Annotated in this window: 4 protein-coding genes; all 4 read right to left on the reverse strand. The window is 70.7% G+C overall.

What is annotated here, in order from left to right; all coding sequences use genetic code 11:
• Positions 1-99: 99 nt before the first annotated feature.
• The 4 genes from GXB85_RS08430 to GXB85_RS08445 are packed head-to-tail and all read right to left on the reverse strand — an operon-like array spanning position 100 to position 16,272.
• A complete protein-coding gene (locus tag GXB85_RS08430) occupies positions 100-2,340 on the reverse strand; it encodes a UvrD-helicase domain-containing protein (protein WP_161917206.1) in 2,241 nt (746 codons plus the stop codon).
• The gene (locus tag GXB85_RS08435) at positions 2,340-8,777 is read right to left on the reverse strand and encodes a DEAD/DEAH box helicase (protein ID WP_161917207.1); all 6,438 of its coding nucleotides are present in this window, start codon (positions 8,775-8,777) and stop codon (positions 2,340-2,342) included. Before GXB85_RS08435 ends, GXB85_RS08430 begins: the two co-directional genes overlap by 1 nt.
• Positions 8,774-13,381: a class I SAM-dependent DNA methyltransferase gene (locus tag GXB85_RS08440; RefSeq protein ID WP_161917208.1), complete on the reverse strand. Its 4,608-nt coding sequence runs from the start codon at positions 13,379-13,381 to the stop codon at positions 8,774-8,776. The genes GXB85_RS08435 and GXB85_RS08440 overlap by 4 nt, the downstream gene beginning before the upstream one ends.
• A complete protein-coding gene (locus GXB85_RS08445; protein ID WP_161917209.1) occupies positions 13,378-16,272 on the reverse strand; it encodes a helicase-related protein in 2,895 nt (964 codons plus the stop codon). Before GXB85_RS08445 ends, GXB85_RS08440 begins: the two co-directional genes overlap by 4 nt.
• Between the last annotated feature and the right edge of the window lie 358 nt (positions 16,273-16,630).

Raw genomic sequence — 16,630 nt, forward strand, 5'->3', positions numbered from 1 at the left:
GATGACTTGCTGCTGAACAGCTCTTCGGTCTCGTGAAGACTCGCACCGCTGGCCGGCATGCTCGTTGGGGCGACGGTCTGGCACCGCCCATTCCGCTGATCAATCACGACGCACCACCACCAGCTCGTCCCGCGCCCGCGTCGCTGCCACGTACTCGACCGATCGCTCCCGCAGCTCGGCGTCCGCGCGCTCGGCCTCGTCCAGTCCGGCGAATCGTCGCTCCGTCGCGCTCGGGTCGCCCAGGACGAGTACCACCTTGGAGAACTCCATGCCCTTGGCGCGGTGCATGGTCATGACCAGCGGCCTGCCGGCAACGGGCTTCTCGCGGTCGACGGCGCGCACCTCGACGCGGCGCTCGGCGAGGCCGCTCACCACGCGCTCTCGCTGGAAGCGGTCGTGCACCAGCACCGCAATCGTCTCTGCCGGCACCGCCGTGCCCAGCCAGCCGCGGACCCTGTCAGCGATGAGGTCCAGCTCGGCGGGGAGTGAGGCGACGTCGACCAGCTCGGGCTCCGGTCCACTTCGGGCAGAGCGGTAGCCAGTCTCCTCGGGGACGTTCTCGAGGTCGACGTACTCACCCTCCTCGAGGATTCCCATGGCGTAGCGGAGGTTCTGCGCGGTGGTCCGGTAGTTCAGCGTGAGGCGTCGCGACCGGCCGACGATGTTGATTCCGTAGCGGCTGAGCACCAGGCGGGGGCCGTAGATGCGCTGGTGCGAGTCCTCGGCGATGAACAGGTCGTCCGGGCCGGGCTCGACGAGGGCTCGTAGCAGCTGCCAGTGCCCGGGCGAGAGGTCCTGCCCTTCGTCCACCAGCACGTGGTCAGCGAGGCGGCGAGGTTCGCCACCCGCTCCCTCCAGGTAGGCCGCGGCCACGGCGGCGGTCTCGGGGTAGTCGAGCGTCCCGTCCACGCGGCCCTGGGCGCGGTACCGGCTGATGAGTTCCCACACGGCCGCTCGGCGCTTGCGGTCCAGTGGTGTCCCGCGGCCGGGCCGCCGTACGCGGAGGTACTGCTCCTCGGTGAGCACCCGGTTGGGCAGGACGACGGTCGCGTACTCGGCGGCGAGGAAGGCCTCGTGTGCGAGCTGTGGCGGAAGGTCGGTGGATGTCCCTTCGACCACCGCGCGCCACCGACCCTCGGGAGTGCGCCCACGCAGCTCGGGTCGCTCGTCGCCCAGCACGGCCTGCGTCGCCGCCCCGAGCGAGGGACCGCCGGCACTCCGCAAGACCGCGAAGGCGAGCGCATCGATGCCGGTGACGTGCACTCCGGCCTCGCCGGGTCCACCGGCGACAGGCACACCGGGATCGAGCTGCTGAAGGCTGTCCCGCAGGGAGTCGGCGAGGTTCCGCGTGAAGGTGGTGACGAGCATTCGCGCATCGGGTCGCGCACGGGCGAGGGCGCGTGTGCGGTGCACGACCACCACGGTCTTGCCCGTCCCCGCACCACCCGAGAGGCGGAAGGGCCCCTTGGTGGGGCGTTCGACGTAGCGCCGCTGGTCCGGGTGGAGGAACACGCGCCAGGCGCCGAAGTCCCCGGACTCGATGACGCGTCGCAGCTCGTCCTGGTCCTCGATGAACGTGAACTGCATCTGGGCGGCGGGGCGGCGCAGCGACCGCAGCAGCGCTTCATCGTCGTCGCTGGGCTCGGGCGCAGCTGCGATCTCCATGCGCTCGCGCACCGTGTCGACGCTGTCGCCGGTGGCGAGATCGATCAGCATGGTGCCGAGCCAGCCCTCGTGGTGCTGAGCCACGGCGAGCACACCGTCCTCGTCCGGCGCCACCAAGGCGAGGTCGGCAACCTCCACCGGCACGCCGAGGCGCTCGACGAGGTCGCTCCGTGTGACTCCCCGGCGACCGAGCAGCGGCTCGGTGGGCACGGGCTCCTCGCGAGTGTCGACCTCATCGCGTCGGACGTCGACAGCCGGCTTGTCCTGAGGCTCGTCGCTCCGCACAGGCCTTTCGCCCCCTGGGCCGGCGGCCGCGTGCTCACCGCCTCCCCCAGCGTCCGCCGGGACCGGGATCTCCTCGATCTGCGGCAGGCCGTTGATGGGGTTGAGCTTGAGGCGCACCTTCTTGGCGACCGCGATCGCGTCGTCGTGCTGCCACACCCCGTGGATGACGTAGTGGGGCTCACCCGCACCGTCGAGCCGGAACATCACGGCGCGGTAGGACTGGTCCACACGCCCGGTCCGCACGCGCGGGTCTGCGGACTGCTGGATGGGCTCGACGTGCAGCCCGGGCGTGGTGTCGTCGGCCGAGAGCTTCTGCAGGAACGCCATCGCCTTGGAGCGCACCGAGCCGTCGATCTTCACCGGCCACTTGGTCATGATGATGGTCGGCATCAGGCGTCGGCCTCCTGCTCGTCGGTGCGCTCGGCGTCGCGCAGCACCTGGGCGATCATGTCCACGTCAGGGTCCAGAACCTGCCACCCCGCACTGACAAGGTCGGCGCGATCCTCGTCAGCCATCGGGGCGACCTCGACGGCGATCCGCCGCGTCGGCCACGCCAGGTCGACCATGATCCCGTCCGGGCCCTCGACACCGACGGCGGGGGCTTCGACGCTCCCGGTGAGGCCCTTGCGGCTCGCGAGTGCCTGCACGAGGTCGCGCTCCGGGCCGGCCGTTGCGGCCTGCGCCGCCTCCCGCCATGCGCGCGGCCAGCTGACGTCGATCGTCGCCGGGGCCGCCTGCTCGGGCTGGCTCTCCGTGGCGGGCGTGGGCAGCGACGCACCACCGCCCTGCTCGGCGTCGACCAGGGTCAGCGTGGTGATCACGGTGGGCCAGTCGCGCAGCGCGAGCACATTGGACAGGCGCAGCCACGCGCGCCAGGCCTCGGCGTGCCCGTCGTCGAGGGACTCGTCACGGTCGTCGAGCACCACGGCCACGTCGATCACCGGGCCACGCGGCTCGATCGCGGCGACCAGCGCGCCGTGCCGCCACACCGCGACGCGACGCGTGCCCGACGGCGGCTGCTGGTCCCGTAGGCGCGCGGCGGCCACGTGCGCGAGCGGCACGCTGTCCGCGACCGTGAGCGCCTGCGCGCCCTGGGTGAGGAAGAACGGGACGGCCCGAGCGGTGATCCGCCTGTGGGCGGCGTCGGGCTCCTGGATCCACGCGAGCAGGCGGGCCAGGGGACCGTCGGCCAGCGCGGCGTAAGCGGACGGTGACGCCATGAGCGCGGGCCGGGTGATGAGGTGCCCGACGGCGTTCTCGTCGTACCAGGAGGGTGGGTCGGGCTGTTGGTGCTCGGCGGCGTCGAGGTCGGCAGAGGTGACGCCGACGACGACGTACCCGGCGGCACGCAGGTCCGCCCGTTTGGTCGCGTCGTCGCGCAGACGGTTCACGGCGGGCACGGCATGGAACCGTCGTCCGTCGACGAAGACGGCGATGCGCGGCACGTTCGTGTCGTTCGACTCGAGCAAGAAGTCCGGGCGGCAGGTGACGAGGTTCGCCTGCGGTCGCAGCGTCCAGCGCCGCTGCGACGAGGGCAGTGTGAAGGTGAGGGTGTTGCCCCAGGGGCCGGGGGTCTCGGTGACGGCCGCGCCCAGGGTGCTCAGGCGTTCGAGCACCATCTTCCGGAAGCGCTGCTCGAGGTAGGACTCTGGGTCGGTGTCGTCGGGCGCCTCGTCGGTGACGGTCCACGTCATGGTGTCCACGTCTGTGGCGTCGTCGGTGATCCCGAGGAGCGCGCGCAGGTGGCGTTCGGCGACGGCGCGGGACACCTGCCCGACGGCGTGCGGGGCGGCGAACGGGAGCAGGCAGCGGTGGCAGGCGAGGCGCTCCTCCGCGCTGCACTCGCAGTCCCGCACGTGGCGCCAGGCACGTGCGAGCAGGGCGTGCAGGCGCTCCGGCGTCGCGAGCTCGGCGAGGTAGCCGGTGCCGCCGGGCACGATGTCGTGCAGCAGCAGGCCGTCGTGGTTGGCCGAGCCGTCGCTGTAGGTCGGGTCGACCACGTGCGCCACCTGCAGGTGGTCGGGGTGCCCGCCCATCTGCTCGCGCAGGCCCAGGAGGAGCGCGGCGGAGAGGCTGGGCAGCGCGAAGGCGTCACCGACGGTCACGGTGCGCGGCAGCCGCAGCAGCAGACCTTGGGTTCTCAGGGTGCGCGTGAGCGCGACGGAGCGCGTGTTCTCCTCGAGGGAGTCGCGGTACTGGCACCAGGGCCGGTGCTCGTGCCTCGTGTTGCGCCCGGTGTCGCTGTCGAGCTTGCCGCAGCCCGCGCAGAGGCGGAACAGGGCCGCGGGTCTGTCCTCCCCCGCGATGGTGCGTGTCGTGCCGTGACCGGGGACGCCGGCGTTGATCCAGCGCAGGTTCATCGCGGTCAGGTAGGTGCAGCCGAGGCCGACGCCCTCGGTGAACCACCGGTGCCGGATGTGCTCAGGGTCCACGTCGGCGGCCATGAACACCTGGAAGCGGGCATTGTCGCGGGTGTCCTTGCGGTCGTTGATGGTGGCCTCGTCGCGGCGCACCTCGGCCGTGGCGTGGGTGAGCTCGACGACGTCGACGCGCTGGCCGGTGTCGGCGATGCCCGCGGAGCCGCAGCGCGGGCACTTGCTGAGGTGCACGGCTGCGCCGGTGGCCTCGACGTCGACGGCGTACCCGCAGGCGGGGCAGAAGGCCCAGGGGCGGATCGACTCGCCGTCGATGCCGAGGTCCACGGCGTCGACGCCGATCTCGAGGCCGCGCGCGTAGAAGGTCGCACCGGGTGCGAACTCCCGGATGGCCTGTGCGGCACCACGGACGAAGCCCACGTGGGCGGTCTGGAAGGTGTCGGTGTCCGGGTCCGTCCAGCTCAGCCCGACGTCGAGAGTCACGGTGTCGTCGAGCAGGGTGTAGTTCGGCAGGATCCCGTACTCCTCGAGCACGGCGATCCAGTGCTCACCGCGGAGGTGGCGTTGCTGGCCCTCGGTGAGCCTGCGCGCGGTCTGCGCCGAGCGCAGGGCGCGCTTGTCGTCGTCGGTCGCGGCGGGTGAGTCGGCCTGCCGCTGAAGCTCCGGGAGCACCGCGTCGATCGCGGTGATGCGGTGACCGAGGGTCTCGACGGTGCCCTGCCAGCGCCGGCTCGCTGCGTGAAGGTGTGCGGCGAGGCCGCTCGATCCAGGACCGTCCTGCGGGGTCGCCCACGCGCGAAGGCCCACCAGGGCTGCGTCGCCCACACCGTCAAGGCTCGCGGCGAACTGGCTGAGGTGCTCGTCGGTACCCGACTCGGCGAGCTCGATGAGGTCGCCGAGAAAGCTGCCGGGTTCGATCGAGCCGATGGCGTGCGTCGCGCGGCGTGGGTGGGTGCGGCTCGAGTCGCGCGCGAGGTGGTCGACGAGGTGCGCGGTGTACTGCCGCCGCAGGATCTCCTCAGCGTCGAGGTAGGTGGCGGGTGGCCGCACCTCGCCGTTGATGACGGACAGCGGGTCGCCGAGCTTGGGCAGGTGCTCGCCGCGGCCGGTGACGTACGCGAGGCTCAGCGCGTTGCCGGTCAGGCGCCCTGCCCGGCCCACGCGCTGGAGGTAGGACGCGACGGTGCGGGGCAGGGACGCGAGGAACACGGCCGAGAGGTCACCGATGTCGATGCCCATCTCGAGGGTGGGCGTGGCGACGAGCACGTTGGGGGCCTGCGGGTCGTCCTGGGCGCCCTTGAAGCCGTTCTCGTAGGCGAGGCGGGTCTCGTCGTCGAGCAGGCTGGTGTGCTCGCGCGCGACGACGCGGCGCATGTCGGGCGACGAGTACAGGCGACGGTAGAAGCCGTCGCCGACAGGGGCCGGGCGCAGCCGTCCGGTGCAACGCACGGCCAGGCAGGGCGCGTCCGCGAGCTCGGCGACCACGGTCGGGCTGCCTGGGGTGACGGCCCGGCAGACGTCGCACGTGAGCATGTGCTGGCCGGCGCGCAGCGCGTCGTCATCGGTGGGGCTCACGACGACGCTCGACGGCGGGATGGCGTAGACGGTCCCGCCGGACTGGGTGGTGGTCTCGACGAGCACGCCGTCCTTGGCGAGACGGTCGAGGAGCAGACGAGCGAGCAGGCCGCCGTCCTGGGGGCTGACAGGCAGCACGCGTGAGGTCCAGCGCGCGTACCAGGACTTGGCTGAGGTCACGGCGGCGAGGCCGGACTCCTTGGCCGCGTCTTGTGCGCCGCCGACGCGCGGGTACTCGGGGGCTGGGCGGCCACGGGGGAAGGCCGGCATGCCCTGTCCGCGAGGGCGCCCGCCCCAGATGGTCCAGCGGGCGCCGTCCTCGGCGCGGTAGCGGGCAAACCACTCGTGGTCGATCGCGCCCTGGGCGCGCATCCGGTCGAGCACGCCACGTACCCACTGGACGAGCACTCGGTCCCCAGGCTCATCCGAGCCGCCGTCAAGGGTGCCCAGGAGGGCGAAGCCCGAGAGGACGGTGCGCGCGGCCTTGGCCATGCGCTCGGGGTGGACCTGCACCTCCGCGGCGACAGCCCCGGTGAGCTCGAGCGTGCGGCCGGTGCGCGAGTTGAGGCCGAGCTCCATCGCGGCGTCGAATGCGAGGCGCCGGTGCACGCGTTTGCGCACGCTGGTCGAGACGCCGCGCAGGGTCGGCGCCTGCCAGAACGGCCGGAAGGCCTCCCGGTCCGCGCAGTCGGGCGAGATGATGCGATACCGGGCGAAGGCGTCGTCACCCGCGCGGCGGATCACCTCGTCGACGAGGGCATCGAGGGTGAGCGGGCCGTCGTCGACGGCCTCGCGCAGCACGGCGCGCAACGTGAGGGTGTGGGAGCGGGCCTGGACGAACCCGGCGCGGTGGGCGGCGTCCTGCACCGAATCGGTGAAAACGAGCGCCTTCTTCTCGCGTGCGTCGAGCTGGGCGGAGCCGAACAGGGTGGAGAGCGACACCGAGAGCAGCGTGGCGATCGCGCTACCGAGGAACCGGATGCCGTCGGCCTGCCCGCAGGAGGGGCAGTCGTCGTCCTTGGCAGCCTTGTCCGCGTCGGGTCCCACGGTGGTCAGCACCGGCAGCACCCAGCCGTCGCGCAGCTCGGGGTCGTCCTCGGCGGGCATCTCCTGGAGCAGGGTGCGGCCACGCACGGAGAACCAGACGAGGCCCTCGGGGGGATCACCCTCACCGAAGAACGCGCGGTCGGCCTCGACCGGGGCGTAGAGGAGGGCGCGGAAGCGTCCCTCGCGGGTGAGGTGGTTGACGCGGACCTTCTCGTCGCTGGACGCGAGGTCCCACCCGCCGCCGGGGGCGAGCTCGACGCCCCAGCCCGAGCGCCCGCAGTGCCGGCAGTAGAGGGCCGGGAAGGGTGGTCGTAGGTCGCCGGTCTCGGCCACCGGCGACGCCGGCCCGTCGTCCGCCCAACGGTACTGCGTGGTGGAGTCCGCTGCCCGGTCGATGCGGCTGAGTTCCCGCACCCACAGGTGCACGTCGACCGAGAGCGCGTCCCGCCCCGTGAGGGCACGGACGTGGCCGAGCATCGCGACGACGTGCGAGAGCACCTGCCCCCACGGGTCGTCTCGCCCGGCAGGTGGGCGTCCGAGCACAGCCTCGACGAGGCGCTCGACGGGCACGGCCTCGGCCGCGGCGCCGGCGAGAGCATGAACCAGGGGGTGCGACCGCGCGGCGTCGAGCAGCAGTCCGGTGTCCGGGCCTGCCCCGGTCACGGCGGAGAGGGCGGCCTCATCGCCGCTGAACAGGTGCTGCACGACGACGTGCGCGAGCGCCGACGACGACGGGTCGTGGCCGAGGGCCTCGACCGCCTCGAGCACGGCTGCGGGGTCGATCTCGGATGTGGCGCGTGGCGTCAGGCCGACGGCACGCGTGCGTGCCGGTGCGTCGGCGGCCCACTCCTCGAGGCTGAGGCGCGACTCCGTGACGACGGAGTCCGGCCCGAACTCCTCGCCGAACACCGTGCGGGCGAAGTCGACCATCACGGTCGGGTCGCCCTTGTCGCCGAGGGTGGCTGAGGTCGCGACCGGCGTGATGCGGCCGAGGGGCCGGGCGCGGTCCTCGTCGGTGCCGGTGGCGTCGTCGGTCCAGTGACTTTTGAGGGTGAGCCCGAGGCGGCGCAGGAGCATCGCGACGTCGGTGCCCTGGGCGCCGTCGTAGGTGTGGAACTCGTCGAGCACGAGGTACTGCAGGCTCGTGGCGGACTGACGCCACAGGTCCTGGTCGTCGCGGCGCAGCAGCAGCTGGTCGAGCATCTTGTAGTTGGTGAGCAGGATGTCCGGCGCCGAGTCGCGGATCACCGCGCGGTCGGTGATGAGCCCGTCCGCGGTGACACTCGTGCGCGTGGGGCCGGCCTGGCCGGTGTAGAGCGCGGCGGTGATGCCCGCGAGGTCCGACTTGGTGGTGAGGAGCTGGGTGAGGCGCAGCGCCTGGTCGTTGGCCAGGGCGTTCATCGGGTAGAGGATCAGCGCCTTGGTGCCGGTCACGCCGTCGCGGCGGGCGCGGAGTACGTGGTCGAGGATCGGGTAGAGGAAGGCCTCGGTCTTGCCAGACCCGGTGCCCGTGGTGACAAGGGTGGGCTGCGGACGGCGGCGCTGACCGTCCACCATCGACGAGAGCCGCCGGAAGGCGGCGGCCTGGTGGCCGTAGGGCGGGAATCCGTCGTACCACTCGAGGGCGTCCCGCCAGCCCTCGTCCGCCGGGCGGAACGGCAGGCGCAGGCGCACGTAGGGGCCCTTGAACATGCCGTCGGTGGGGTGCGACAGGAACTCGTCGAGTGCGTCGCGGGCGTCGGCGTCCGTGAGGGCGAAGGTGGTGACGAGGTAGTCGAGCAGTCCGCGGCGAACGCTCTCCGCCTGGGCGGTGGGGAGGAGCTCACTCACGAGCGCTCCGCGAGCCGACGCTCGAACTCCGTGTACGCCTGCCGCATGTCGGCCTCACGATCATAGCCCCCGCCAGGCTCAGCCGCACACGACCGACCATAGTCGTCCCCCGTCGACCTCAAGTCCTCCAGCCTAAACACACCGAACTGGGCTCGGTAGATCCCGATGAGTTCCTCGATGGTGAGCCCAAACCACATCGACACAATGACGTCGATTTCCAAAAGCGCCTGTCTACGGGCCCAGTCGCTCCGCAATGCTGTTTCCCACTGCCAAGTGCGACCTTGAAAGACGGGGCACTTCTCCTGCGCGGCGAGCTTCCCAGGCGGGGGCGACGTCCACCGGTCGCAGACTGGGCTGGCAGCCCGCTCTGATGCCCACTTATCCCACAGTCCGGCGTAAGCGGCGTTGACACAATTGAGGCGAAGTACGCGCAGCGCAAATTCCTGTTCTAGCGCCCCGACCACAGGCAACCGAAGCCGAGCGAGCGTCCCACCGCGGATGTCAGAGCGCTGCGCAACACGAATCTGGAAATCAAGCGGAAGGCTTGCCAGCACACCGCAAAGTACCGCCACAGCCACAGCGGGCCAGTCTGGATGGCCCACGCTCATAAGGGCGTCGATGTGCTTCACCCCGGGGGGAAGGATTGCAGCCTGCAGAGATCGCGCGCCGGCTGTGCTGACACGCCGGCGCCACGCCACACGAAACAAGTCATCGAACCCACACGAGGGAACCTTGGGCATGGAGTCGATAAGGCCCGCTTCGTTGACGACCTGGTAACCAGTCACCCATTCGGGCTCGGAAGGCAGATGTCGCAAGTCGACATCGAGCCAGTCACGGTGGTTACGCATTCCAACGCCGCGCTCCTGAAGAACCGGGTTGGCTACGCCGATGTGCGGGCCCTGTAGCACAACCTTGCTCGCGTCTCGTTGGCGCACCCAACCGGACCTGATTACGCCATGATCGACCCCGAAGGTCTCGCCGATTCCCGCCCATATGTACGGGCGCGAAGGACCAAACGCTTCGAAGCGCGGCGAACCGCCTATGATCGCGATTGCTCGGTCGACAAGGTTGTTGACCGCGAACATCAGGGGCGCCTGCTCCGGTGAAGCGCTCTCGTCGACCACCCATTCACGTAGCGCCGCGCGGTCGATCTTCCGTATGCGGGCGCGGTGAGGCCGATGATCCCAGCCGCCCTCTTCGGCCTTGATGTTTGGTGCCGCTCCGCTTCCGTCATGCGCCAAGGACCGCTCGATCACGTCCGGGTGTAACGCGAAGCAGGCATTGAGGAAGCAGGGGGAGGTGCGTGCGCGCCGATGTACGCTAATCGCGTACGCGACCCGGTTCCCGATTTCACCGAACAGCTTGAGTTCATTCGTGAAGTGCCACAGGCGCTCGAGCCTTCGGTAGCTCTCGCCTCGGAGTTCCGCGCCAGATTCCTCCTGATACAACGCGGCCGAGTGGATCAAGCCTGCGCGGCCACGATCCGACAGAAGGGCCCATGACCGCTCGAGGAACGATTTGTAGAGATCAGTCAGCGCTCCGGCCAGGAACGGGTAGTTTGCGCTCGCGCGCAGGAAGGACGATGAATTCGTAATTTGAGTTGCAGCCTCGAGCACCTCATCAACCTGAACCTGCGCCGCGTCCCGGGCCCATGCCCTCACCTCTGGTCGCTCATTGCCCAGAGCGACTTCTGGCGCGAACTCCGCTACCGCGATTGCGAGCTTGAACTCCTGACGGACCCAAGGCGGGTTGCCCACCTGGAGGTCGAATCCGCCGCGCGCGAAGACGGTCGCAAACTCGAGTTCCCAATGGAAGAAGCCCTGCTGTTCGGCCACCGCCTCGCACACCCGCAACCAGGGGTGCTTCTCGAGCACCGACCCGACCGGCATCGCGCTGGCGAACAGCTGGTCGGTCTGCTCATGGTCGGTGAGCTCCTCCCACGTCACGCCCGTGCTCAGCATCTGGTTGCCACCTGAGGCGGTGCGCGCCTTGCCGCTGTGCCGTCCGAGCAGCATCTGCAGGGCGTCAATCCACTGCTGCAGGCTCGGCGGCTGGATCCGCTGCACCACACCGTCGACCGTCCGCGTGGTGAGCGTGTCGGTGAGCGGCCAGAACCACAGCGCGCACCACGCGTCCATGACCCGACGCAGGCGCCGGTACGCACCCTTCGCATCGGCGAGCGCCAGCTCGATCTGCTCTCGCTGCACGGCCCCGCCTGAGGGCAGACCCTCCGCACCCCACACGGGGATCGCGCGGCGCACCTCGCGCTCGGCGATCTCGAGCCGCTGCAGGGCGATCTGCCACAGCGCCTCGACCCGGTAGGAGAGGTCAACCAGGGCGTCGACCTGCGCCTTGGTCGGCTTGGCCTGGACGGCCGAGCGCCAACTCTTCAGCCGCGCGAGCGCCTCAGGCCCGAGCTCCTTCGCCTCCTTGGCGTCCACGGCGGAGCCCCAGCCGGGGGCGGGCAGCAGGAAGTGATGGACGCCGCCGTCGACGCCCCTTGCCAGGGCGCCGTCGCGCACGTCGTCGGCCAGGGAGGTCAGTGGGACGTCGCGCGGCACCTCCTTGAGGTACGCCTTGGTCGTCACCTGGTCGCGCCGGAAAACCGCCCGCCGCGCGCCGATCAGGGAGTTCCCGCGCCGAAGGTGCAGCCCAAACCAAGGGGCGTCCAGCCCTTCGACCATCGTGTCGAGCCACAGCGAGATCTCGGCGAGCTCGACCGCTGTCGCGTTCAGGTCGACCCCATAGACGTTGTGCAGCGCGAGGTAGGCCTTGACCTCCTGGAGCCGCCGCGGGTACTCGTCCGGGTCGATCCGCTCGCCGAGCTCCTTCTGCCGTCGCTGGAGATACTGCTCCGCGAGCTGGCGCACGGCCTCGATAGCGAACGCACCCGAGCCCAGAGCCGGCTCGCACACGCTCAGCTCGAGTACCTCGGCCGCCGTCGTCGTTGTGCCGTCCTGGTCGAGCAGCTCCTCGAGCGCCTGCCCCACCGTGAACCGGGTGAGCACCTCGGGGGTGTAGTACGAGGCCGACTGCTGGCGCTCCCGGCCGGCGAGCCGGTAGACGAACGTGCCGCGCTCGTGCAGCACCGGACGTTCCTCACCGGTGGCGGGATCCTTGACCCGAACGAAGTCCTTGGCGTCGATGCCCTCGGCTCGCTCGACCGGAACCACCCATGAGCCCTTGCTCGGGTCGCCGCCCTTGGCGACCTCGTAGAGATCAGTCTCCGCGAAGAAGCCGGTGTACGACATGAGGCCCTCGTAGACCGCGCCCAGCTGGTTGATGCCGAGCTCGGCATAGGAGATGAAGCCGCGGTCCCGGCCACGGGACTCCTTGCTCAGCAGCAGGTGGCTCAGCACCTGTTGGAGCGCGACGTTGCTCATGCCCACCGTGTCGATGTGGGCCGTGGCCTGCGGGGTGAAGAGGTCCGCGCGCAGCGAGTTGAACGTGAGCCCGGCGTTCGTCGTCGAGTCGCCGTCGGCGGTCACGGTCCGTTTCGGGCTGTGCCCGCGGTCGACCAGGCGGAACAGCACGCCCAGGGACTCGTAGAGGTGCGTGCCCTCGCGGGACTGCGGCGTCGCAAGCTCGACCTGCACGAGCTCTCGCAGGCGGTCGAGGCTGTAGCCCTGCGCGTACTCGGGCTCGTTGACCGGCAGCACCCCGAGCTCCGGGGACGCCTCGGCGTAGAGCAGGAAGAGGATCCGGTAGAGAAACCGCAGCGACTGTGTCGCGAGCACCTGGGCCTGGTCCTGCGGCAGCGGCTCGAGCCCCTGGGCCGCACGCCGCGCGACGACGTCGTTCGCCAGGATCTCGATGGAGAGCCTGACCCCCTCGCGCAGGTCCTTCGAGACCCCGACGGTGTGCTTGACGGACTCCTCGAGCACCCCGTGCCACCACAGGTCTCCGTCGGCGTCCGGGGCGATGGACTCCGCGCTCAGGCACGTGAGCGCACGGTCGATCTCCCCGCCGCGCTTCGCCTCGTTGCGCTCGCACACCAGCTGGAGGTCGACGGCGAGGTAGCGACCCTCGGCCCACCGCTCCTGCTCGGCGAGCAGCGCCCAGCGCCCGGCGAGCACCAGGACCAGGGACGGCGCGCCCTCGGCGACGAAGAGTGCCGAGACCAGGCGGGCGGCCGAGGTGATCGGCTCACCGTCGGCGAGCTCGACCGGGTCGGCGAGCGTGCGACCGTCCTTGGCGAGCAGGTCCTCGACGCTTCCCACGGCCGTCGCGTGGACCACGGCAAGCGGAGCGCCCTCGGTGATGCCGGGGGCGGAGACCCGGAGCACCGGGCCGTCCTGGTCGAGGCGTCGGCCGTGGCCGGCGAGGCCCAGGACCTCGACCACGCGGCGGTGGACGTCCTCGGTCGCGGCGCGCTTGGTGGCCGGGTCCTCGTGCTCGTCGAGGCTCGCAAGGTCCACCTCAAGGCGGGCTCGCGCCTCGGTGAACCGTGAGCGCGCCGTCGGGCGTCCCTCTGCCGCCTCCTCATCCCACTGCTTGCGACGCTCGAGAACCTTCGCCTGGAAGGACTGCGAGCGCGCCTCGGTGGTGAAGTAGTGCTCGCTGATCCACGCCTCGCCGACAACGATCGCGTCCGACCCGCTCATGCCCGACCCTCCTGAGGAACCACGACCAGCAGCGGACGCACCAGCTGCCGGTCCGGGCTCATCGCCGCGACCAGCTCACGCTCCTGCTCGACGCTCACGCGCCGCTGCTTGAGCTCGCTGCGCTGGAACAGCACGTCCGCGTCGCGCTCCCACTGGTCGAGGCGGCGCGTCCAGTCCTCGACCCGCTGCGCGACCTCCGCCTCGGCTGCGGCGAAGAGGTCGCGCATCTGCGCGCGGGACCGCTCAACCGCCGGGGCGACGAGGGCCGTCAGCGCGTCGACGTCACTCACCGCGCCAGGGTTGCTACGCAGACCGGTCCAGCCGAGGCTCGCAAGCGCGCTCGCCGCTGACTCATGCGGGCTGATGAGCACGAAGGACGGCGACGTTAGGTCGGGGAACTCGGCCGTCAGCCAGGAGGCCGCGACCACCTGGCCGCGACGGTTGGTGAGCGTTCCGAGCAGGAGGACCGTCGGGCTCTCGACGTCGCCGCGCACGGCGAACACCTCGTTGCGGCCTAGCTTGGCGAGGGCGCGGTCAGATGCCCACTCGAGCACCGGGTGCAGCGGGCTCAGGTAGTGCGCCTCGGGCCAGCTCGAGTCGCTCTGATCCGAGAGTGCCGAGGCGAGGCTGGCCTTGCCGACCGTGGGCGTGGTCGCGAGGGTGAGCAGCTCGGTGACCTTGCGATCGGCGAGGTAGGACTGCGGGAGCACCTCGAGGCGCTGGACGAGGTCACGTGGCGGCACGAGCTCGGCCTTGCCGTAGCCCTGGTGATGACGCCAGGCCACGCTCTCCTTGCCGGGCTTGGCCGACGGGTCGAGGAACGCCGCATGCAGCGCCTCCTCGAGGTAGGTGACCTCGTCCGGATAGAGGCCGGAACCCGCCGTCGTGCCCGGTGGGCTTGCCGGCGCCGGCTGTGTGGACTGCGCGGCCGGGGCGTCGAAGAGGCGGAAGAACAGACCTGTGAGGTCGTCACCCTCCGCGACCTCTTCGACCGAGCGGACGACGTCGTCGAGGTCCTTGCTGCCCGCGAGGACCTTGCGGATCGCGTCCTCCTCACGGCCGACGTCGTACGTGCCCATGAGCGAGGCGACATCGCCGAGGGCGGTGTGCGCCTCGTGCTCCTTCTCGACCAGACGCGCGAGCACGCGGACATCACCCGAGAACCGCTCGCTCGCCGGGTCCAGGAGCAACGTCGTGATCTGCGGCGGGTGCTTCTGCCCGTACCGGTCGATGCGCCCGTTGCGCTGCTCGATGCGGATGAGGCTCCACGGGATGTCGAAGTGGATGAGCTCGTGGCACTGGGCGTGCAGGTTGACGCCCTCCGAAGCGACGTCGCCTGTGACCAGCACGCGCACGTCGGCGTGCTGCTGCTTGAACGCCTCCACGATGCGCTGCTGCTCGTCGTCCGGGAGCCCACCGTGCATCACCTCGACTGCCGCGGCGGGCATCCCGAGATCCTTGGGCAGATGCTCCTGGAGCCACCGGAGGGTCGCGATGCGCTCGGCGAAGACGACGGCGCGGGTTGAGGACCCCTTGCGCACCCCGATCTGCCGCAGGTGCTCGACGAGCCTCGTGTACTTGGCGGACGGCTGCGCCAGCGCCTGCTCGGTGAGCTCGAGCAGCCTCGCGAGCGCAGCACGCTCGTCGTCGGCCGCCTGACCCGCACCGAGGCGACCGCGGCGCTCGACGATCGTCTGCCGCAGCGCGGCCGGGGAGGAGAGGAAGGCCTTCGCGAGGGTCCAGGGGAAGAGCGAAGCGTTCTGACCTGAGTACGGGCTGCGACCGCCGACGGGGTGGAGCCACACCTCGTCGAGCTCGCGGGCGATCGCGTCCTCCGCCGGCGTCGCGGGGACGAGGACGTTCTGCGGCGGCTTGCGCTCCGCCCAGTCCGCACCGACCACCTGGGCGACCTCCGGGCTGTGCCGGTGGCGACGGATGACGAGCCGCTCGACCTCCTGGGGCACGAGGTCGCCGTCGGGCCGCACAGCCGAGGGATCCAGGAGGCGGATGAGTTCGGCGAACGAATCCGCCTTGCCGTTGTGCGGAGTGGCCGACGCGAGGATCAGCGCGTCGGAGTTGCGGGCCAAGAGACGTGCGAGCCGGTTGTTGAGCGTCGCCGAGTTCGAGAGGTTGTGGGACTCGTCGATCACGACGGCGTCCCAGCGCTGCTTCGACAAGTGCGCGACGTACCTGTCCGACTTGAGCGTGTCGATCGAGATGATCACGCGGCGGTAGAACGTGAACGGGTTGCGGGTGGCCGGGAGCTTCTGCCGAACCCGCTGGATGCCGGCCGAGTCCAGGCGGACGAACGGGAGCGCGAACCGCGACCACATCTCGTGCTGCATCTGCTCGAGCACGTGGCGCGGCGTCACGATGAGGATGCGGTCACCGCGACCACGGCGGACGAGCTCGGAGAGGATCATGCCGATCTCGAGCGTCTTGCCCAGGCCCACAGCGTCCGCCAGGAGGATGCGCGGGCGGAGGTTCGCCGGGTCCAGCGCCTTGCGCACCGCTGACTGCTGGTAGCTCAGACCGTCCGCGAGCGCGCGGGTCGAGACCGTGAGAGACGGATCCGCGAGGGGGACCGCAGTCTTGCGGATGGTCGACTCGAGCCACAGGCGCGCCTTGCGGTACTTCGGGCTGTCGTCGGGGACGACCTTGGCCTTCGCCGGATCGAGCGGATGGACGTCGTCGAGGCTCGTGTAGAACCGCGCCTCGGTCTCGCGGACCAGCTCGCCGAGCCCTTGCGCCGTGACGAGCAGGCCGTCAGCCGTCTCCTCGGTCGCGGTGACCAGCCACTCCTCATCGCGGACCACGACCACCGAGCCGGGGGCGATCGTGTCAGCCGGGCTCGCTCCGGCGGGCCGGTGCTCGTCGGTCACTGCCGTCATTGCCGTGAAGCCCCTGTCGATCGTCCTGCGGTGGCTGCGTGCAGCCTGTCACTCCGTGCTCTGTTGTGTCATCGGCGTGGGTGGGGTGAGACCTGAGGGGCCGCCGCCCATCAGGGGACTGCGCCGACGCTCGACCTGAGTCGGACGAGGACCTGGAGCAGCCTGAAGGCCGGGGCGCTCGTTGGGCGCTCGTCTGCGCGAGCGACGGCGAGCAGCTCGTTCACAGCGTCACCTCAGCGATCATTGATGGCGCACTCCAGCGCTGTGCCTCGCTGACTCAGATCCCTCGTCACCTCGTCGAAGGCTCGGGACACGGGCCCGCCGTAGTCCATCCTCTCGAGGTGCGTCGTCACCCCCG

Source organism: Cellulomonas sp. APG4 (assembly GCF_009996735.1).
In the GTDB taxonomy this organism is placed as follows: domain Bacteria; phylum Actinomycetota; class Actinomycetes; order Actinomycetales; family Cellulomonadaceae; genus Actinotalea.